We start from the raw sequence: 19,634 nt of genomic DNA, 5'->3' as shown, positions 1-19,634 counted from the left end.
GGTGCCGGGCGCCCCGGGGCTCGAACGCCTCGCACTTCGACGTGAGCGCACGGTGGACGAGGTGACGACACCGCACGTGCGACGAATCGACTTCGACAGTAGGTGCAGGTCAGTCGTGCCGCAAGTAGACCCTGTCCAACCGTTGGTCAAAGATGTTGTCGGTGATCGGAATACGAACCCGCCACGGGAACGGCGCCCGATGTGCACTCACTCTCGAACTGATCGAACGATCAGTAGGACGACTTGGGGATCGCGATCCACAGGACCAGGTAGATCACGAACTGCGGTCCCGGAAGGATGCACGAGAGGACGAACAGCAGGCGCACGAGTCCTGCGCTCAGACCGAAGCGCTCGGCGAGACCGCCGCACACTCCGGCGATGAGCTTGCTCTGACGTGAACGGGTGAGCCTGCGGGCCGGGCTGGTCATCGTGGGACCTCTTCTTCGTCGGTGACGTGTCGTCGCGGGTCGGACACCACGGCAACGTGCGGCGCCGGTGCCGGGTTCCCGTGCCGCCGTCGTGCGACGACGGTGAATGCTCGACGTGAGTGTTCGTGCGACGTTCTCGGCGCGGTCCTCGTCCGTACACGGCTCACCTCGACACTGGGCCGCATGCGCATCGTGCAGGTGGCCAACTTCTACGGACCTCGTTCGGGCGGTCTGCGGACGGCCGTGGACCAACTCGGAGCCGGCTATGTCGCTCGCGGCCACGAGGTGACGGTCATCGTGCCCGGCGACGTCCACTCCGAGACGATGTCTGCCACCGGGGTGCATCGCATCACCGTCCCGTCCACCCGGCTCCCGATGACCGGTGGCTACCGGGTGGCGAGGCCGTCCGTGACGGCCGATGTCGCGGCGAGTCTGCGACCGGACGTGCTCGAGATCTCGGACCGTCTGACCCTGCGTGGCCTCGGAACGTGGGCGCGCCACAGGGGGATTCGCAGCGTGATGATCTCCCACGAGAGGCTGGACCGACTGCTCGGACAGGTGTTGCCCGTCCCGGTGGCGCGCGCGGCGGCGGACGTCGCCAACAGGCGGTCCGTCCTCGGTCACGACGCGGTGGTGTGCACCACCGCGTTCGCGCAGGAGGAGTTCGACCGGATCGGCGCAGACGCGCACCGCATCGCACTCGGGGTGGACCTCGAGTTGTTCCACCCGTCGCGTCGCCATCGCAACGAGGGACGGATGATCCGGCTCGTGCACTGTGGACGGCTGTCGGTGGAGAAGCATGCCGAGCGGAGCGTCGACGCCCTGGCACACCTGCGCCGCGAGGGCATCGACGCACGCCTGGTGGTGGTGGGCGACGGTCCGCGGCGGTCCGCGCTCGAGCGGCGCGCCGAGGGTCTGCCCGTGCACTTCGCCGGGTTCGTCTCCGACCGCGAGCGCGTCGCACGGTTGCTCGCCGAGGCGGACGTGGCGGTCGCTCCCGGACCGCACGAGACGTTCGGGCTGGCGGCGCTGGAGGCACTGGCGTCGGGCACACCCGCGGTGGTCTCGGGAACGTCCGCGCTGGCCGAGATCGTCACCCCGGACTGCGGCGCAGCAGTGGCCAATCGCTCTCGCGACTTCGCCGAGGGCATCGCCGCGACCCTGGCGCTCCCCTCGGGCGGACGGCCCACGGCCAGGGCGAGGGCGGAGCAGTACGGCTGGCCGACGGCGGTGGAATCGATGCTCGGGGTCCTGTCCGGGCGGTGACGGTCGGCCCGCCCTGAACTCCGGCGAACTCACTTACATTCAGTCTGGACTGTTTGTAAGAAAGCCGATATGGTCGCAGATGTGACCGAGACCACCGCCGTGACCGAGCCGGCTGCCCAGCCCGCCCGCCGGACGCAGGCCGAGCGCACCGCCGGCACGCGGGCCAAGCTTCTCGACGCCGCCATCGACACGTTGGTGGACGTCGGGTACTCCCGCGCCAGCACCCAGGAGATCGCACGTCGGGCCGGTGTGTCCCGCGGTGCTCAGCTCCACCACTTCCCGACGAAGGAAGCGCTCGTCGTGGCGGCCGTCGAGCGGCTCGTCGAGCGACGCCTCGACGAGCTGGTCGGGGTCCACCGCGGTGGGCCCGTCGGCCCGGCGCTCCTGCTCGACGCCTTCTCCGGCCCGTTGTTCCACGCGGCGCTCGAACTGTGGGTCGCCGCCCGCACGGATGCGGCACTGCACGCCGCGGTGGAACCACTCGAGCGTCGAGTGACCGAGGTGTTGCAGGAAGGCGGCCGAGAGCTCTACGGGGACAGCATGTCTCCCGCTGCCTTCGACCTGAGTATCGAACTCGCACGAGGGATGGCCGTGTCGGCCATCTTCCGAACCCCCGAGGAGGAACACGCGATGCGTGCACGATTGTTGCCGGAGTGGGAGCGGGCGGTGACGGAGCTGTGACGACCACACTGCCCGCGCACGTCGATGTTCTCGTCGTCGGATCGGGATTCGCCGGTATGGGTGTGACGGCGCGGGTGCTCCGCGAGGACCCGTCCGCCGACGTGCTCGTGATCGAGCGTGCCGACGACGTCGGTGGGACCTGGCGCGACAACACGTATCCCGGTGTCGCGTGCGATGTTCCGACGTCGCTGTACTCGTTCTCCTTCGCCCCGCACTCCGACTGGAGCCACACCTTCGCTCGTGGACCGGAGATCCATCGGTACCTGCGCGGGGTGGCCGACGACTTCGGGATCCGAGACCGTCTCGTCACGGGTTGCGCGCTGCTCGGGGCGCAGTGGGACGAGGAACGCTGCGTCTGGGACGTCACCACGGAGAAGGGTGATCTGACCTGCCGAGTGTTGGTCGCGGCCACGGGAACGCTCTCGACGCCGAAGCTGCCCGCTGTGCCGGGCCTCGACACATTCGCCGGCCACACCTTCCACTCCGCGACGTGGGACCACGACTACGACCTGCGCGGCAAGCGTGTCGCCGTCGTGGGCACCGGTGCGTCGGCCATCCAGTTCGTTCCCGAGATCGCCCCGGTCACGTCGCAACTGCACGTCTTCCAGCGCACCCCGGCGTGGGTGATCCCGCGCATGGACCGCACGCGCGGTCCGATCGAGCGATGGTTCTACCGCCGCGCGCCGTGGACACTCGAGGCGCAGCGCGGTGCGATCTACGCCTACCGCGAGATGTACGTCGAGATGATGGCCAAGCGGCCCAAGCTTCTGTCGATCGCGCACACGATAGCCACGGGTTTCCTCCGACTGAAGGTGCGCGACGGCGGACTCCGGAAGCGCCTCACGCCGGGCTACACCATCGGCTGCAAGCGCATGCTGTTGTCCAACGACTGGTACGACACGTTGCAGCGACCGGACGTCGAACTGGTGGACAGCGGTCTGGCCTCGATCACGCCGACAGGTGTGGTGGACGCCGCGGGACGCGAGCGCGAGGTCGACGCCATCGTCTTCGGTACCGGCTTCACCCCCACCGAGCCGCCCGTCGCACATCTGTTGCGCGGCAGCGACGGTCGAACTCTCGCCGAGCGGTGGGGCGGCAGCCCGCGCGCCTACCGAGGTACGACGATGGCCGGCTTCCCGAATCTCTTCCTCATGTACGGGCCGAACACCAACCTGGGACACAGCTCGATCGTCTACATGCTCGAGTCCCAGTCGGCGTACGTCGAATCCGCTCTGCGCGAGATGACGCGTCGCAGCGTCGATGCCGTCGACGTGAGTCCGTCCGCGGTCGACGAGTGGAACGCGTCTCTCGACGCCGACCTGGCCGGCACGGTGTGGAACACCGGTGGGTGTTCGAGTTGGTACCTGGACGCGAGTGGACGGAACTCGGCCATGTGGCCGACCTTCACGTGGAAGTTCCGCAAGGCGACCGCCGCGTTCGACATCGAGAACTACCGCACGATGCGGGCGCGCGGAGGGCCGGACGTCGGCCGAACTGTGGGAAGTACACCGTCGGAGAAGGCAGCAATATGAAGAACACCTACGACGTCATCGTCGTCGGATCGGGTTTCGGCGGCAGCGTCTCCGCCCTGCGTCTGACCGAGAAGGGATACCGAGTCGGTGTCCTGGAATCCGGTCGTCGTTTCGAGGACGACGAGCTGCCCAAGACGAGCTGGCGACTGCGGAAGTATCTGTGGGCGCCCATGATCGGGTGCTACGGACTGCAGCGGATCCACCTGCTCCCCAATGTCCTGGTGATGGCCGGAGCCGGTGTCGGCGGCGGATCGCTGAACTACGCGAACACTCTGTACCAGCCCCCGAGCCGCTTCTTCGAGGATCCGCAGTGGGGTGACATCACCGACTGGGAAGCGGAGATGACGCCGTACTACAAGCAGGCGCGTCGGATGCTGGGCGTCGAGGACAACCCGACCATCACCCCCGCGGACAAGGTCATGCGCGACATCGCCGAGGAGATGGGCGTCGGTGACACGTTCAGCACCACACCGGTCGGCGTGTTCTTCGGTCAGCCGGGGCAGAAGGGTCGCGACGTCCCGGACCCGTTCTTCGGTGGCGTCGGACCCACCCGGACAGGCTGCACCGAGTGCGGTGCGTGCATGACGGGCTGCCGTGTCGGCGCCAAGAACACCCTGGTGAAGAACTACCTCTACCTCGCCGAGAAGGCCGGTGCCATGGTGCATCCGCTGACCACGGTCACCTCGGTGCGTCCCCGCGAGGGCGGTGGATACGAGGTGCGGACGCGTCGCACCGGTGCGAAGCTGCGGCGCAAGGAGACCGTGATGACGGCCGACCACGTCGTCTTCGCCGCCGGCACCTACGGGACCCAGAAGTTGATGCTGGCGATGAAGGAGACCGGAAATCTGCCCCACCTGTCGGACAAGCTCGGGTCCGTGGTGCGCACCAACTCCGAAGCGGTGCTGGCCGCGACGGCGCGTGACCGGCAGATCGACTACACGGAGGGCGTGGCGATCACCTCGTCGTTCCACCCCAACGATCACACGCACATCGAGCCGGTGCGATACGGCAAGGGCAGCAACGCCATCGGACTGTTGCAGACCGTTCTCAGTGACGGCGGCGGCAGGCTGCCGCGACCGCTGAAGACGCTGGGCGTCGCGCTGCGCCACCCGGCCGCCACCGTGCGCAGCCTGTCGGTGAAGAACTGGTCGGAACGCACCGTCATCGCGCTCGTCATGCAGACCGACGACAACTCGCTGGAACTCGGTTCCAGGAAAGGTCGATTCGGTCGGCGTCTGACCTCTCGCCCGGGAGGTGGCAGCCCGCCGCCGAAGTGGATTCCGGAGGGGCACATCGCGATCAGGAAGGCCGCGGACAAGATCGGTGGCGACCCGGGTGGCTCGTTCGCGGACGTGTTCGACATTCCCATGACCGCGCACTTCCTCGGTGGTTGTGTCATCGGTGCGACGCCGGAACGGGGCGTCATCGACGCGTACCACCGGGTGTTCGGGCACGAGGGTCTGCACGTCGTCGACGGATCGGCCGTGAGCGCGAACCTCGGCGTCAATCCGTCGCTCACCATCACCGCCCAGGCTGAGCGGGCGATGGCCCTGTGGCCGAACAAGGGAGAAAACGATCAGCGTCCGCCGGTCGGCACAGGGTACGAACCCCTCGCCCCGGTCCGCCCCGTCGCTCCCGTGGTTCCCGCCGAAGCACCCGGCGCACTGCGACTCCCGCTCACCGTGGTGGGTCGGAACCGCTGACTCGCGCGGGCTCGACCCCGAGACGACACAGGCCCCGACCTCCTCGCGGAGATCGGGGCCTGTCCCGTTCGGTCACTTGCCGGAGATGGGTCCCAGCAGCGAGGTGGTCCAGATCGCCGAGTTGGCGGACCCTGCCGGGTCACCGGCCGGCACCAGTCCGTTGATGGTCACCTGTCCGCCGGCCAGTCCGCGTGCGGGGTTCGGCGGGAGGGTGAGGCCGCAACTCTGCTGCACGTCGGCGATGCCGGGCAGCGAGTTCTGGCGGCACTGACCGCGTCCCTCGACCGTCAGCGGGCCACCGGGCAGGTTGTCGTACGTGACGGTCAGGGCAGCACCGAATTCGGGCTGCGCCGTCGGGGAGTAGCAGACACGCGCCGTCGCGGCCGTGATCTCGCTGGGCGAGGTCGAGGCCGCGCCCGTGGCCGGATCCACACTCGCCGCGTGCAGTTCGGTGGTGCGCTCGCCTCCCGCACAGGACGGCGACGATCCCACCGATCGGGAGTTCACCTCGCGTGTCACGTTGTAGGCGATCGGGCCCGTCGGCTGCGGGATTCCGGCGGGCGGAGCCGAATCGACGGGCGCGGTGCCCTCGCCGAGCGAGTACAGCGTCCACACCGATCCGGTGCGTCCACCGGGCAGACGCAACGGGTTGGCCACCGAGTTGCTGGTGGCGACACCGGCGCTCACACCGGACGCGTTGGGCTGGATGCGGAGAACGCAATCGACGGCGCCGCGTCCGGGCGATCCGGGGTAGAGCTCGAAGCCGCACGGTCCGCGCATGTCGAGACGGCCGAGGCCGGGAGCGTCGAGAGTGCCCCACTGGTCGAGGATCTGGGTTCCGTCGAGCCCCAGCCCGTCGCACACGTAGATAGGTCCGACGTTGCGCGCCGTCTCGGCGGTCAGCACGCCGGACGCGGGGTCCGACTGGAACGTGTACATACGGGCGTCGAGACGTTCGACGAGGAGGTACTGGGCCGGAACGCCGTACTGGGCGTTGCACCGCGCGGTGTCCTCGGCAGTCGGCCGATTGCCGCTGTCCACCGTGCGGAAGACGTGGAACTGGCCGGGGCCGTCGCTGATCGATCCGAGAAGGGTCGACGGTGCCACCGGTCCCGGGTCGGCCGAGGCGGTGCCCGTGAAGGAGGCGACCGCGGTGACGGCCGCAGCGGCGACGAGTCCCGCCCGCCGCAGAAGACCGGATCTGCTCGAACGACTGTGCATTGTTGTATTCCCCCCAGAACTGCTGCCATCTCGACGACCGAAGAGTGCCACACGAATCCCCCATCTCCGACATGTGTGTGACCTGGCACAATGCCCGCTACGCGGCCCTGGACGAGTGGACACGAGGGGACGGTCGGACTGACCGTAGTGTCCACCGGAGCAGCACAGTGCTGCGCAATTCGTGCCGGGGGGCTCCTGACGTGTCGACGTTCTCTCTGACCAGAGTCATGGTCACCGTGGTGGCAGTGGCCGCCATGACCGTGTTCGGGAGTGCCACGGGGAGTGCGGATCCCGCCGTACCACCGTCGCCGGCGCCCGGTGGCGCACGAACGTTCTCCGAGCTTCCGCTGCCCGGACAGCCGGAGGGCATCGCCGTCGATCCGTCCGACGGCAGCGTGTGGACGGGATCGAATCGGCCCCGATCGACGGGAACGGTCTGGCATCACGACGGATCCGGTGCACTGATCGGCACCTACGATCTCGTAGGGCATTCCCCGGACGCCGAGCACGGGGTCAACGGCATCGCGCTGGACGGTGCGGGCCGGGTGTACGCGCTCGACTGGTCGGGTGCGCGTGCGGTACGACTCGATCCTGCATCGGGAGCCCAGTCGGTCTACGCGACGTTCCCCGATCTGCCGTCCTGTGGTCGGGGGATCGTCCCGTGCGAGCCGAGCCCTGTCGATCGACCCGCGTGGCCCAACTACCCGGTGTTCGACGCGGCGGGCAATCTGTACGTGAGCGATCTGAACCAGGCCACCATCTGGAAGGTGCCGGCCGGCGGCGGTGAGGCTCGGATCTGGTACCAGAGTCCAGATTTCGTGTCGCTGTACAGCGTCAACGGCATGCAGTTCGACGCGCAGGGCCGCCTCGTCTTCGTGGTCACGATCTCCCTGACAGCGGACCCGTCGATCTTCCGCGGGAAGCTGTTCCGCCTCGGCGTCGACGGGAACGGTGGTCCGGGTACTCGCGAGGAGATCGCCACGACGTCACAGGGTGACGGCATCGCCATCGGGGAGTCGGGCCGCGTCTACGTGGCGGTCGCGAACCCGATCATCAACGACGTCGAGATCGTGGAGCCCGGACGTGGCGTCGTCGGCGCGCTCCCGTCCCCCGAAGCGAGGGCGGCGCTGGCGGTGCCTCTCGTCACTCCCGCATCGTTGGCCTTCCGCGGCACGTCGGTGTTGGCGACCAACCATTCCCAGTACGCGATCGACCCCCGCGAGTGGTCGATCCAGGAGTTGGGCGTGGGGGAGCGGGGACTGCCCCTCCTGTACCCGACGCCCTGACACCACGAACGTAACTGGACTGATTCCAGAAAAGGGGTCATACTGGAACGGATCGACATTCTGCGTGTGCGCGAGTCGATGCCCGGGTATGCGGGTACGACGGACGTTCTGCGTCACACCGCGACGCTTCGCGTCTGCCACGAACAGGAGGCACTGGACTCATGACACAGCCGAGGCCCACGACCAACAACGCCGGTATCCCGGTTCCCAGCGACGAGCACTCCCTCACTGCGGGTGCGCAGGGACCGATCCTGCTGCACGATCACTACCTCATCGAGAAGATGGCGCAGTTCAACCGTGAGCGGGTCCCGGAGCGTGTGGTGCACGCCAAGGGTGCAGGCGCCTTCGGCACGTTCGAGGTCACCGGTGACATCTCGCAGTACACGCGGGCGGCGGTGTTCCAGCCCGGCGCGAAGACCGAGATGCTGGCGCGCTTCTCCACCGTCGCGGGCGAGCAGGGCAGCCCCGACACGTGGCGCGACCCCCGCGGTTTCGCGCTGAAGTTCTACACCACCGAAGGCAACTGGGACATGGTCGGCAACAACACGCCGGTGTTCTTCGTGCGCGATCCGTTGAAGTTCCAGGACTTCATCCGCAGCCAGAAGCGCATGCCCGACTCCGGTCTCCGAGACAACGACATGCAGTGGGACTTCTGGACCCTGTCGCCCGAGTCGGCGCACCAGGTGACCTGGCTGATGGGTGACCGCGGAATCCCGAAGTCGTTCCGCCACATGGACGGTTTCGGTTCGCACACGTACCAGTTCATCGCTGCCGACGGCACCAAGTCGTGGGTCAAGTTCCACTTCAAGACGGATCAGGGCATCGACTACCTGACACAGGACAAGGCCGACGAGCTGGCGGGCACGTCGCCCGATCATCATCGTCAGGACCTGTTCGGATCGATCCGCAACGGCGACTTCCCGAGCTGGACCGTCAAGGTGCAGATCATGCCGTACGACGATGCCGAGACGTACAGGTACAACCCGTTCGATCTGACCAAGGTCTGGTCGCAGAAGGACTACCCGTTGATCGAGGTCGGCACGATGACCTTGAACAAGAACCCGGAGAACTTCCACGCCCAGATCGAGCAGAGCTCGTTCGAGCCGTCCAACCTCGTTCCGGGCATCGGTGCGAGCCCGGACAAGATGTTGCTCGGACGCATCTTCAGCTACGCGGACGCGCACCGGTACCGCATTGGCACCAATTACGCGCAGCTGCCGGTCAATCGGGCGAAGGCGGAGATCAACTCCTACTCCAAGGAGGGTGCGATGAACATCCACTACAACTCCGCGGAGACGCCCGTGTACGCCCCGAACTCGTACGGTGGTCCCGCCGCCGACACGAACGCGTACGGCGACGACGGTGCCTGGGACTTCGAGCCCCGATTCGTGCGCACCGGGTACGTGCAGCATCCCGAGGACGGCGACTTCGTCCAGGCCGGCATTCTCGTGCGCGAGATCATGGACGACGACGCCCGCGAGCGTCTCGTGGGCAACATCGTCGGCCACGCGCTGAACGGTGTCACCGAGCCTGTGCTGCAGCGGGTGTTCCAGTACTGGAGCAACGTCGACCCCGAGATCGGCAAGAAGGTCGAGGAAGGTGTGCGCTCCGGACAGGGCGAGACCGCCCCCACGACCGGCGCCGGCGCGGTGGACGACCCGGCCGACGAGGCCGCGAAGGTCTGATCCGCTCCGATTTCCGACGCCGCCCGTCGCACCCTCAGCGGGTGCGGCGGGCGTTGCCGTGTGTGATGTAGATCACGTTTGAAACGGGTGGTCAGAATCCTCTGCCGGCTCGCTGCTTCGGGCACCGAAGCGGCGGTGGCAACGCCGACAGGCTCACGTCCCGGCCCGGTTCATCGAACGGCCTCGTCGTATCGCCCGATCGGTCTGTGTTACCTCGAGTACCTATCAATGGTTCGCGGAAATTGAAGAACGTTCGGTATGTGTGGTTTCGAGAATAGATCTACAGTTCGCTCGCAGCCATTGCGGTAATGGCTCGTCGAAGCGAAACGGGGACCTGCCATGACCACCGATCTCACCGTCGAGACAGAGCGTGACCAGCGCGATGTCCGTCGCCGCAAGGTTCGAGCGCTCCTCGCGGGCGGGCTGGTTCTCGGCGTGGGAGCGGCGGTGACATTGGCTGCATGGAGCGACAACGTGTTCGGCACCGCGCAGTTCACAGCGGAGAACTGGAACGTGCAGGGTGACTTCTCGGCCGCCGGCAGTGGGGCGTGGCAGGAATACAACACCGCCGAGACTGCGGGCACTTTCAACTACACGACGGGCTTCTCCGCGCTGAGCCCCGGCACGACGGTGTACGCGCCGGTTGCCCTGCGCGTCGGCTTGGGAACCAGTGCAGGCGGCGCATACGACGCGGCCGTGACCCTCCGAGGGGCCACGCCGACGACTGGGGCGCTGACACCCCTTCTCACCTATCAGGTCGTCAGCGGCGTCACCGCGGCGAACTGCGCGGCCGGAACGATCACCGGAGGCGCGAGTGTCGTCCCCGTCGGCAGTGCCCTCGGCACGGGAAGCGCCTCCAAGGCCATCACGCTGCCGAAGACCGGCACCGCTCTTCCTCTGTGCTTCGCCGTGACCCTGCCTGCGACCGTGAGCGCGGACCAGGCGGCCGGTAAGACCACCAATACGGTCACCTGGCAGTTCCAGGCCGAGGCCGTGGTGCCGACGCCGTAATCGGCTGCTCCTCGTCACCCCATGTCTCGTCACGCACCATCTCGGCACACTGCGGCGGAACCGCGGACGCACGACGCCGTCGTCGGACGACGGGCTCGGCTCGGTGCCGTGATCGGTCTGGTCGTAGGACTCGCCGTCGCGGCACTCTCGGCCACCGACGTCGCGGCGTCGTGGACCGACCGGGTCCTGGGCGGATCGGCATTCAGCACAACACCGTTCGGCTTCGAGTCGGCGACGCTCGGGGCGCCCTTCGCGACCCACTCGGAGGCCGCGCCTGCCGTGCTCTCTCTGCTTCCGGCTGCGCCGCTGCTCCCGGGTCAGTCGGTCTACGGCGCGATCTCGTTGCGTTCGGTTGCCGGGTCGCCGGCGGTGGCCGTGACCGTCGACGGCACGGCGTCGGTGCCCTCGGGCCTCGCATCGTTGTTGCAGTACGCAGTCGTTCGATCGCCCACGTGCGACAGCACCTCGTTCGCCTCGACGGCATCGTTCGTCGTCGGCTCGGTCACGGGCGGTGTCCCGTTGTCCGCCGATTCGGCGAGCGGGGCCGTCGTACTCCCGGCAGGATCGCCGACGACCACGGGAACCGTTGTGCCTCTGTGCTTCAGGATGACGCTGCCCGACACCCTCGCGGTGTGGACCGCCGGGGCCGCGTCGTCGACCCTTCGGGCCACGTGGACCTTCCTCGGTACCGCCTGAGTCCACGTGTCCGATCACCCCTTCGCGCCACCAGAAAGTGCTCACACCATGTCGACTCGTCACGCAGCGCCCCCTCGGCGTCGTTCGGCCTTCTCCCGCCTGGGTGACGCCGTTCTCAACGTTCTCGCGCTCGGCGGTGTCGTCTGCATCGTGCTGGTGGTTCTGTCGTTCACCCTGAACATCTCGTTGATCATGTTCAAGACGGGATCGATGGCACCGACGATGCCGACGGGGTCACTCGCGGTGGTGCGGGAGGTACCTGCGGACTCCGTCGTTCCCGGGGATGTCGTGACGATCGCACGGGTCGGCGAGCTGCCTGTCACGCACCGTGTGGTCGAGACCTCGCCCGGCCGCGACGGCGCAACGTTCCTCGAGCTGAAGGGCGATGCCAACGAGTACGAAGATCCGGCCGGATACGACGTCACCGAGGTGCGCAAGGTGCTGTGGTCGGTGCCCGGCCTCGCGAAGGTGGTGGTGTGGTTCTCGAGTCCCCTGGTTCTGGCGCTTCTGACCCTCTCGATGGCGGCTCTCGTCGTGGCGATGTTCTGGCCGAGAACGCCGAAGCGGCCGGTACCGTGAGCCGCCCGCGCTCGGTGGCACTGGTCCTGATCGCTGCTGTGCTGACGGTCGTGTCGGTGGTCTCGAACACCGATGGCACCGTTGCCGCCTGGCAGGGGCGGGACCACGCAGCGGCCACCGTGTCGATCGGATCATGGCCCAGCGCCGGAAGCGCGTACGCGGAGATCGGACGCGTCGGTTCAGCGTCGGGTCTCGCATTCGATCTGCTCGCGGGCGGAACGAACCCGCCGTGGCCCGGACCGGCAGCGACGCGATCGCAAGCGGCTCCGGGAACAGTCACCAGCACCACGGCCGGGCCGTACAGCAGCGCCGGGGTACTCGGGTTGGCCAACGAGCTGACTTCGCGAGGCGCTGCTCCGGGAACACCGATTCAAGGCTCGTCGTGCGCGGCCTACGGATGGGCGCCGAACACGCCGGCACCGTGCACGACGGTCCCGTCGCAGAGAGTGAACGCGCGCGCAACTCTGTCGTCCTACACGCTGTACGCGTCACTGTTGTCGCTTCTCGGCCTGGGGTCGACAGACGTGGTCTCGGTGCCGTCGCCTGTGACATCGGCCGCATCCTGTGACCTGACCACCTCCGGGCCGACCTACACGGCAACCCCTCCGAGTGCGGCAAACGTGACGACGCTGAACCCTCGGGGTTCGATCACCGTTCGAGGCGGAAACACCGTCGCGATTCCGCCTGCGGGCGGCACGGTGTCGTTCGATTTCCCCCAGAGCGGGTCCACCGTCGTGGTGCCTGGCGTGTCGGGAACACTTCGCAGTGTCGTCGACAACTCGTCGTCTGCGCGCTCGAGCCTCGTGCTGGAGAACGGCCGGATCCTGAGGCTGGGACTGCTCGGGGGCATCCTTCTCGACATCAGGTTCACCCTGGTGCTGGTCGACGCGGCGTGCGGAGGCGGACCGACCGGGCCCGTGTCGATCACCGCCGCATCTGCGCGAGTAGCCGCAGCGGAACCACCGGCTGCGACGACACCGGTCACGACGACACCGGTCACGACGACACCGGTCACGACGACACCGGTCACGACGACAGCGGCCGCGACGACAGCGGCCGCGACGACAGCGGCCGCGACGACCAGCGCTCAGCCGTCGGCGTCCTCGGTGGTGTCACCGACCGACGCGACGACGATTCCTGCATCGTCGAGCACCGCCGCAACGACCACGACGTCTCCGGCGCCGACCACCACCACCACTCCCGCTGCAGCCTCCGCCACGGTGTTCTCCGGGGCGGGGCCCATCACGTCGATCACGACATCCGACGGGCTCGAATGCTCCGTCGGTCCTGATGCGGTCACCTTCACGTGTTCGGACGGCAGCACCCTCGTCTTCACTCCGGTGGCGCTGTCGCCACCTGGCATCGCCGCTGCCACGACCGACGGGCTCTGGTCGCCGAGGACGCTCACGGGGGAGACGGTGCCGGTGGAGGCGGCCACCCGGTCGTGACGCTGCCCTCCCGCCGTTTGTCGTCCCCCACCCCCGGGTAGTCGAGGAGAGTGACTTCTCCCGCCGTTCTGTTCGACATCGACGGCACACTCGTCGATTCGAACTACGCCCATGTCCACGCCTGGGCTCGTGCCTTCTCCGACGCCGGTATCGCTGTGGACTCGTGGCGGATTCACCGCTCGATCGGCATGGACGGCGCGAAGCTGCTCTCGTCGTTGGCGGGTGACGCACCCGAGGACGCGGCGGAACGCGCGAAGGAACTACACACGCAGTACTACGAGGAGATGTCCTCCCTGCTGTCGCCGCTGCCCGGTGCGCTCGACCTGCTCGGCGCGGTAGCAGACCGCGGGCTGCAGGTGGTGCTGGCCACCTCGGCACCGGAGAACGAACTCGCGATCCTTCGCGGACTTCTCGGGGTCGAGGAGATCGTCTCGGAGTTGACGTCGTCGGAGGACGTCGAGACGGCGAAGCCGGAGCCGCGCATCGTCGACATCGCGCTGGACCGTGCCGGCGTCGGTGCCGAGCGCGCCGTCTTCGTCGGGGATTCCGTGTGGGACGTGAAGGCATCCGTCACAGCGGGCGTTCCGTGTATCGGAGTGCGCAGTGGCGGCGTCTCGAGTGCGGAGTTGACCGAGGCCGGCGCCACCGCGGTGTACGACGATCCTGCAAACCTGTTGGCGCACATCGACAGTTCGACGATCGCGCGCCTCGAATGAGAGAGAACGGCTACGCACCGATCGAGAACTACGCGGCGATCGGCGACGGCCGCACCGTCGCGCTCATCGCGGACGACGGGCGAATCGACTGGTTTCCCGTTCCCAATCTCGACACCGCGCCGGTGTTCGCAGCACTGCTCGACGCCGAGTCCGGCGGCTACATTTCGATGCGCCCGGCGGAGGAGTTCACGACCACGCGTCGGTACGCCGACGGCACCAATGTCCTGGTCACGACATTCACGACGGAGTCGGGCGTCGTGAACGTCACGGACTCCCTGAACACCGGTGTGGCAGGACGCCTTCCGTGGACCGAGCTCGCACGGCGCGTCGAGGGCGTCGAGGGCAGTGTCGAAATGGAGTGGTCCGTCGCTCCGGGGACGTGTCTGGGAACGGCGTCGCCGTGGTCGTACGAGACGGTGCACGGGACGGTGCTGCGCGTCGACGGTGTCACTCTGGGCGTGCGCACTCTCAATGCCGACGACATCGAGCTCGAATCTCGCTCCATCAGTGGTCGATTCACCACCGCGGTCGGTTCGCGCTCCCTCGTGGCCGTGGTCGGTACCGAGGTGGAACCGCTGTATCTCCCGGTGCCGGAGGACGTCGACTCGGGCATCGATCGCACGATCGCCAACTGGCAGATGTGGTCCGAGGAGTTCCGGTACGAGGGCCCCTGGCACGACGAGGTCCATCGCAGCGCGCTCGCCTTGAAGTTGTTGTTGTACAGCCCGTCCGGCGCCATCGCGGCCGCTGCGACGACGTCGCTTCCGGAGCGGTGGGCCGGCGCCAAGAACTGGGACTACCGCTACGCGTGGGTGCGTGACACCGCGTACACGATCAAGGCGCTGATCCGCTTCGGTCTGCGCGAGGAGGTCCACGCCGCGGTGGCGTGGCTGCTGCGCATCATCCGCAGCAACGAGCAGATCACGCAGGTGTTCTACACCCTGAACGGTGAGATCCCGGGCGGCTCGACATATCCCGACGTGCCGGGGTGGCGCGGGGTCGGCCCGGTGATCAACGGAAACGAGGCGGCAACTCAGCTGCAGCAGGGGATCTTCGGTGACCTGTTCGACATCGTGTCCCTCTACGTCGACGCGGGCAACGTACTCGATGCGCCCACCGGTCGACTTCTCGCGGAGATCGCCGACACGACGTGTGACATCTGGCGCCGCAAGGACGCCGGGATGTGGGAGCTGCCCACGATCCGGCACTACACGTCCTCCAAGATGGGCTGCTGGCACGCGCTCGACCGTGCAGTGCACCTCTCCGAGCAGGGCATGATTCCCGGCATCGCGGACAGGTGGGTGACCGAGCGCGATCACATCGCTCAGTGGATCGACGACAACTGCTGGTCCGAGTCGCGCGGCGCCTACGTCTGGTACCCGGGCACGGATGAGCTCGACGCCTCCGTGTTGCTGCACGCGGGCAGTCGGTGCGTCGACGACGAGCGGATGTCGAGAACCGTCGACGCTCTGCGCGACGAACTCGGTTCCGGCGACCACCTCTATCGCTACTCCGGCATGCAGATGGTCGAGGGTACGTTCGTCGCCTGCTCGTTCTGGGTCGTCGGCGCCCTCGCCAAGCTCGGCCGCGACGACGAGGCCAGCGCACTCATGGATCGACTGGTCACCAGCGGCAACGACGTCGGCCTCTTCGCCGAGATGATCGATCCCGACCGATCGGCCGAGGACGAGCCGTCGACCTTTCTGGGCAACTTCCCGCAGGGGCTCTCCCATCTCGCTCTCATCAACGCTGCGCTCACGCTCGCCAGCGGCCACGACCACACGACCTCCGACACAGGAAAGTAGGACCACATGGACCTCGGAATCACGGGCAGAACTGCTGTCGTCACCGGCGCGGACTCGGGAATCGGGTGGTGCACGGCGCAGATGCTGCTCGACGAGGGTGTCCGGGTCTTCGTCACGGACAAGGACCAGGACAAGCTGGCCGCCGGCGCTGCCGAGCTCACCGGACCGGAGGGTGCCGTCACGGCGTTCGCCGCGGACGTGACGAGGCCCGCCGACGTCGAGGCGATGCACGCGAAGGCGGTCGAGGCGCTCGGCACCGTGGACATCCTGGTGCAGAGCGCCGGCATCACCGGCGCACAGGGCATGTTCCACGAGATCGACGACGACGGGTGGTCGACGACGATCGAGGTCGACCTTCTCGGGCCGGTGCGCGTCGTGCGCGCCTTCCTTCCCGAACTCCGCGCGGGCGGATGGGGACGCATCGTGTTGCTCGCGTCCGAGGACGCGGAGCAGCCCTACATCGACGAGCTGCCCTACTGTGCGGCCAAGGCCGGCATCCTCTCGCTGGTCAAGGGACTGTCGAAGACGTACGCGTCCGAGGGTGTCCTGGTGAACGCGGTGTCTCCTGCCTTCATCCACACCCCGATGACGGACGCGATGATGGACAAGCGAGCCGACGAGCGTGGCACCGACCGAAACGAGGCCATCGAGAGCTTCCTGAAGGAGGACCGGCCGTTCATGGAACTCGGCCGACGGGGTACCCCGGAGGAAGTGGCGTCGGTGATCACGTTCCTGTGCTCGGAGCGCGCCAGCTTCGTCAACGGCTCGAACTACCGCGTCGACTCCGGTTCCGTCGCGACCATCTAGAGAGGACCCACGCCCATGACAAGTTTCGGCTACACCCTCATGACCGAGCAGAGCGGACCGAAGCAGCTCGTCGACTACGCCGTGAAGGCGGAGGACGTCGGGTTCGACTTCGAGGTGTCCAGCGATCACTACTCACCCTGGTTGTCGTCGCAGGGACACGCTTCCTACGCCTGGACGATGCTCGGCGCGGTGGCGCAGGCGACGTCCCGAGTCGGCCTCTACACGTACGTGACCTGCCCCATCATCAGGTACCACCCGGCGATCGTCGCGCAGAAGGCGGCAACGCTGCAGATCCTCGCCGACGGCCGTTTCACGCTGGGCCTGGGAAGCGGCGAGAACCTGAACGAGCACGTCGTCGGCGAGGGTTGGCCCTCGGTGGACAAGCGTCAGGACATGTTCGAGGAAGCGGTCAAGATCATCCGGCAACTTCAGTCGGGTGAACTGATCACGTGGCAGGGCGAGCACTACCGCGTCGACTCGGCGCGCCTGTGGGACACCCCCGAACACCCGCTCGAGATCGGCATCGCGGTCTCGGGGTCGAAGTCGATCGAGCGGTTCGCGCCGCTCGGCGACCACATGATCTCGACGGAGCCGAAGTCCGAGCTGGTCGAGGGCTGGGACAAGGCCAGGCACATCGGCACGGGCCTGAACCGGGAGTCGAAGAAGATCGGCCAGATCCCCATCTGCTGGGGTCCGGACGAGAAGGCGGCCACCGAGCTCGCGCACGACCAGTTCCGCTGGTTCGCGGGCGGGTGGGCCGTGAACGCGGACCTGCCGACGACGGCCGGTTTCGCGGGTGCGACACAGTTCGTCCGGCCGGAGGACGTGGCCGGAACCATCCCCTGCGGACCGGATCTCGATGCGATCGTCGAGAAGGTGGCGCCCTACTGGGAGGCCGGTTTCACCGACATCGCACTCGTGCAGGTCGGTGACGAGACCCAGGAGCGCTTCCTTGCCGAGGCCGCCGGGCCACTGCTCGAGAAGCTCCGCGCAGCGTCCTCCTGACCGACGGATCGATCAGAGCGCCGGTCCACGCACAGCGTCGTGGGCCGGCGGATCCGTGTCGGTGGACAGCTTGTCGCGCAACGACTCCGAATTCAGCAGCATGTTCAGGACCACCGCGCACAGCGCACCCGCGCTGATGCCGGAGTGGAAGATGGTCTGGAACCAGTCGGGGAACCGGTCGTAGAGGTCCGGCGACACCGTGGGCAACAGTCCGACGCCCACCGCGACGGCGACCACCAGGATGTTCGTGTTGTTGAACGACACCTGCGCGAGCGTGCGGACGCCACTCGCGGCCACCATGCCGAACAGTGCGATGCCCGCGCCACCGAGCACGGGAAGCGGCACACCCTCCACCACGGCACCGAGTTTCGGCAGCAACCCCAGCAGGATGAGGATGCCGCCGGCGAACGTGGCCACATGGCGGGTCTTGACGCCCGTGATCGCCACCAGCCCCACGTTCTGCGCGAACGCCGTGTACGGGAACGTGTTGAAGATGCCACCGAGCATCGTCGACAGGCCGTCGGCGCGCAGACCGTCGGCCAGACGGCGAGGCGGGACCTTCTTGTCGACGATCTCGCCGACAGCGATGATGTCGCCCGTGGTCTCGGTCATGATGACCAGCGCGACGATGCACATGGTGATGATCGCGCTGACCTCGAACGTCGGGAATCCGAAGTGGAACGGCGTGGTCACGCCGACCCAGTCCTGTTCCCGCACACCACTGAAGTCGGTCATGCCCAGCGGGATCGCGATGACGGTGCCGGCGACGAGTCCGAGCAGGATGCTCAGTCGCTTGGCGGGCGGGGGAGCAAACCGTTCGATCAGCAGGATGATCAGCAACGTGAGTGCGCCCATCCCGATGTACTTCGGATCACCGAAGTCCTCGGATCCCGTTCCGCCGCCGAACCATCCGGCCGCCACCGGCATCAGCGACAGGCCGATGATCAGGATGACCGTGCCCGTGACCAGAGGCGGGAACAGGTGGAGCAGCTTCGCGAACACCGGCGCCAGCGCCATCATGAACACGCCGGACGCGATCACGGAACCGTAGATGGCGGTGACGCCGTACTGCGAGCCGATGGCGATCATCGGCGTCACCGCGGCGAACGTGCAGCCCTGCATCAGCGGTAGTCGTACCCCGAAGCGCCAGAACCCGACCGCCTGGATCAGTGTCGCGATCCCGGCGACGAACAGGTCGGCCGTGATGAGGTACGGCAGGTCGCTCGACTGCAGTTCCCCCGCAGCGACCAGGGCGCTGCCGACGATGAGAGGGACGGCGACCGCGCCCGCGTACATCGCGAGCACGTGCTGCAAGCCGAGTGGAGCCAGCACCGACAGCGGGGGAATGTGGTCGACCGGATGCGTGCCCGCCCGACCGCGAGTGAACCTCGACAACGACACCATGGGACACAGTGTCGGCCCTGCCCGTGTCGTTCGTCGGTCTTCTCGGTTTCCGCGCCGTTACGGCGGCACTCCGTCGGCTCAGAGGGTGGTGGCGGCGAAGGACACGAAGACGACGAACAGTGCGGCGCCGCCCAGCGCGGCTCCGATCATCGCCTCGCGGCCGTTGGTGGCCGTGCCGTCCTCGTCCCGGCCGATACCGACCCATCCGCACACCACCGCGAGGATGCCGGTGGGCACCGCGACGATGTCTCCCACGAAGGGCACGAACGCGCAGACCAGCGCGACGATGCCCGCGACCAGCGCGCTGCTGCCCGCGCCGTTGCGATACGCGGGACGTGATGACGGAGTGTCGGTCACACCC

General features: G+C 67.6%; 18 protein-coding genes. 14 read left to right on the top strand and 4 right to left on the bottom strand.

The genetic code is table 11. From position 1 onward, the window contains the following. Window positions 1-230: 230 nt before the first annotated feature. Window positions 231-428 (bottom strand): PspC domain-containing protein, encoded by a 198-nt coding sequence (locus HQ312_RS14205; RefSeq protein ID WP_027506653.1) that lies wholly within the window; start codon window positions 426-428, stop codon window positions 231-233. A gap of 183 nt (window positions 429-611) precedes the next feature. Here HQ312_RS14205 and HQ312_RS14200 point away from each other — a divergent pair, with 183 nt between their 5' ends. From HQ312_RS14200 to HQ312_RS14185, 4 genes are all read left to right on the top strand, one after another. Beyond that, window positions 612-1,694, top strand: a complete 1,083-nt coding sequence (locus tag HQ312_RS14200) for a glycosyltransferase (RefSeq protein WP_222638970.1) — start codon at window positions 612-614, stop codon at window positions 1,692-1,694. 69 nt (window positions 1,695-1,763) lie between these two features. Next, window positions 1,764-2,375, top strand: a complete 612-nt coding sequence (locus tag HQ312_RS14195; protein ID WP_056443296.1) for a TetR/AcrR family transcriptional regulator — start codon at window positions 1,764-1,766, stop codon at window positions 2,373-2,375. 56 nt (window positions 2,376-2,431) lie between these two features. Further along, window positions 2,432-3,907, top strand: a complete 1,476-nt coding sequence (locus HQ312_RS14190) for an NAD(P)/FAD-dependent oxidoreductase (protein ID WP_051613577.1) — start codon at window positions 2,432-2,434, stop codon at window positions 3,905-3,907. Beyond that, window positions 3,904-5,610 carry a GMC oxidoreductase gene (locus HQ312_RS14185; protein WP_222638969.1) on the top strand — a complete coding sequence of 569 codons (1,707 nt, stop codon included), beginning with the start codon at window positions 3,904-3,906 and terminating at the stop codon, window positions 5,608-5,610. The genes HQ312_RS14190 and HQ312_RS14185 overlap by 4 nt, the downstream gene beginning before the upstream one ends. A gap of 72 nt (window positions 5,611-5,682) precedes the next feature. Here HQ312_RS14185 and HQ312_RS14180 read toward each other — a convergent pair whose 3' ends face one another. Further along, the gene (locus tag HQ312_RS14180) at window positions 5,683-6,831 is read right to left on the bottom strand and encodes a hypothetical protein (RefSeq protein WP_027506657.1); all 1,149 of its coding nucleotides are present in this window, start codon (window positions 6,829-6,831) and stop codon (window positions 5,683-5,685) included. 200 nt (window positions 6,832-7,031) lie between these two features. On the opposite strand from HQ312_RS14180, the gene HQ312_RS14175 reads away from it, so the two are divergent. The 10 genes from HQ312_RS14175 (at window position 7,032) to HQ312_RS14130 (ending at window position 17,869) form a co-directional block, all read left to right on the top strand. Continuing rightward, the gene (locus HQ312_RS14175; protein WP_222638968.1) at window positions 7,032-8,117 is read left to right on the top strand and encodes an SMP-30/gluconolactonase/LRE family protein; all 1,086 of its coding nucleotides are present in this window, start codon (window positions 7,032-7,034) and stop codon (window positions 8,115-8,117) included. 161 nt (window positions 8,118-8,278) lie between these two features. After that, window positions 8,279-9,802 carry a catalase gene (locus HQ312_RS14170; RefSeq protein ID WP_222638967.1) on the top strand — a complete coding sequence of 508 codons (1,524 nt, stop codon included), beginning with the start codon at window positions 8,279-8,281 and terminating at the stop codon, window positions 9,800-9,802. A gap of 339 nt (window positions 9,803-10,141) precedes the next feature. Further along, window positions 10,142-10,813, top strand: coding sequence for a SipW-dependent-type signal peptide-containing protein (locus tag HQ312_RS14165; RefSeq protein ID WP_222638966.1), 672 nt, complete (start codon window positions 10,142-10,144; stop codon window positions 10,811-10,813). A 21-nt stretch (window positions 10,814-10,834) separates the two neighbouring features. Next, complete coding sequence (locus HQ312_RS14160; protein WP_222638965.1) at window positions 10,835-11,509, top strand: hypothetical protein; 675 nt, start codon at window positions 10,835-10,837, stop codon at window positions 11,507-11,509. A gap of 48 nt (window positions 11,510-11,557) precedes the next feature. Beyond that, entirely contained in the window at window positions 11,558-12,088 is a 531-nt protein-coding gene (locus tag HQ312_RS14155; RefSeq protein WP_056443316.1) for a signal peptidase I, read from the top strand. Continuing rightward, the gene (locus tag HQ312_RS14150; RefSeq protein ID WP_222638964.1) at window positions 12,085-13,536 is read left to right on the top strand and encodes a hypothetical protein; all 1,452 of its coding nucleotides are present in this window, start codon (window positions 12,085-12,087) and stop codon (window positions 13,534-13,536) included. The genes HQ312_RS14155 and HQ312_RS14150 overlap by 4 nt, the downstream gene beginning before the upstream one ends. 50 nt (window positions 13,537-13,586) lie before the next feature. Beyond that, the gene (locus tag HQ312_RS14145) at window positions 13,587-14,252 is read left to right on the top strand and encodes an HAD family hydrolase (RefSeq protein ID WP_222638963.1); all 666 of its coding nucleotides are present in this window, start codon (window positions 13,587-13,589) and stop codon (window positions 14,250-14,252) included. Next, a complete protein-coding gene (locus HQ312_RS14140; RefSeq protein WP_222638962.1) occupies window positions 14,249-16,057 on the top strand; it encodes a glycoside hydrolase family 15 protein in 1,809 nt (602 codons plus the stop codon). Before HQ312_RS14145 ends, HQ312_RS14140 begins: the two co-directional genes overlap by 4 nt. A gap of 6 nt (window positions 16,058-16,063) precedes the next feature. Further along, window positions 16,064-16,864: an SDR family NAD(P)-dependent oxidoreductase gene (locus tag HQ312_RS14135; RefSeq protein ID WP_222638961.1), complete on the top strand. Its 801-nt coding sequence runs from the start codon at window positions 16,064-16,066 to the stop codon at window positions 16,862-16,864. Between the two features lie 15 nt (window positions 16,865-16,879). Next, window positions 16,880-17,869, top strand: a complete 990-nt coding sequence (locus HQ312_RS14130; RefSeq protein ID WP_222638960.1) for an LLM class F420-dependent oxidoreductase — start codon at window positions 16,880-16,882, stop codon at window positions 17,867-17,869. A 12-nt stretch (window positions 17,870-17,881) separates the two neighbouring features. Here the strand turns inward: HQ312_RS14130 and HQ312_RS14125 are convergent, their stop codons facing one another. Both HQ312_RS14125 and HQ312_RS14120 read right to left on the bottom strand, forming a co-directional pair. Continuing rightward, a complete protein-coding gene (locus tag HQ312_RS14125; RefSeq protein ID WP_222638959.1) occupies window positions 17,882-19,273 on the bottom strand; it encodes a nucleobase:cation symporter-2 family protein in 1,392 nt (463 codons plus the stop codon). A gap of 78 nt (window positions 19,274-19,351) precedes the next feature. Further along, window positions 19,352-19,630: a hypothetical protein gene (locus tag HQ312_RS14120; RefSeq protein WP_027506667.1), complete on the bottom strand. Its 279-nt coding sequence runs from the start codon at window positions 19,628-19,630 to the stop codon at window positions 19,352-19,354. Window positions 19,631-19,634 lie beyond the last annotated feature (4 nt).

The sequence above is a fragment of the Rhodococcus sp. BP-316 genome, assembly GCF_019836105.1.
Lineage (GTDB): Bacteria > Actinomycetota > Actinomycetes > Mycobacteriales > Mycobacteriaceae > Rhodococcoides.
The sequence above is the reverse complement of the archived record's forward strand: the minus strand, read 5'-3'. Positions and strand labels throughout refer to the sequence as shown.

Coding starts and splice junctions, on each gene's coding strand:
- HQ312_RS14200 (WP_222638970.1), top strand. CDS start 612: ATGCGCATCGTGCAGGTGGCCAACTTCTACGGACCTCGTTCGGGCGGT.
- HQ312_RS14155 (WP_056443316.1), top strand. CDS start 11,558: ATGTCGACTCGTCACGCAGCGCCCCCTCGGCGTCGTTCGGCCTTCTCC.
- HQ312_RS14165 (WP_222638966.1), top strand. CDS start 10,142: ATGACCACCGATCTCACCGTCGAGACAGAGCGTGACCAGCGCGATGTC.
- HQ312_RS14185 (WP_222638969.1), top strand. CDS start 3,904: ATGAAGAACACCTACGACGTCATCGTCGTCGGATCGGGTTTCGGCGGC.
- HQ312_RS14140 (WP_222638962.1), top strand. CDS start 14,249: ATGAGAGAGAACGGCTACGCACCGATCGAGAACTACGCGGCGATCGGC.
- HQ312_RS14135 (WP_222638961.1), top strand. CDS start 16,064: ATGGACCTCGGAATCACGGGCAGAACTGCTGTCGTCACCGGCGCGGAC.
- HQ312_RS14170 (WP_222638967.1), top strand. CDS start 8,279: ATGACACAGCCGAGGCCCACGACCAACAACGCCGGTATCCCGGTTCCC.
- HQ312_RS14125 (WP_222638959.1), bottom strand. CDS start 19,273: ATGGTGTCGTTGTCGAGGTTCACTCGCGGTCGGGCGGGCACGCATCCG.
- HQ312_RS14130 (WP_222638960.1), top strand. CDS start 16,880: ATGACAAGTTTCGGCTACACCCTCATGACCGAGCAGAGCGGACCGAAG.
- HQ312_RS14195 (WP_056443296.1), top strand. CDS start 1,764: ATGGTCGCAGATGTGACCGAGACCACCGCCGTGACCGAGCCGGCTGCC.
- HQ312_RS14190 (WP_051613577.1), top strand. CDS start 2,432: ATGGGTGTGACGGCGCGGGTGCTCCGCGAGGACCCGTCCGCCGACGTG.
- HQ312_RS14180 (WP_027506657.1), bottom strand. CDS start 6,831: ATGCACAGTCGTTCGAGCAGATCCGGTCTTCTGCGGCGGGCGGGACTC.
- HQ312_RS14205 (WP_027506653.1), bottom strand. CDS start 428: ATGACCAGCCCGGCCCGCAGGCTCACCCGTTCACGTCAGAGCAAGCTC.
- HQ312_RS14160 (WP_222638965.1), top strand. CDS start 10,835: ATGTCTCGTCACGCACCATCTCGGCACACTGCGGCGGAACCGCGGACG.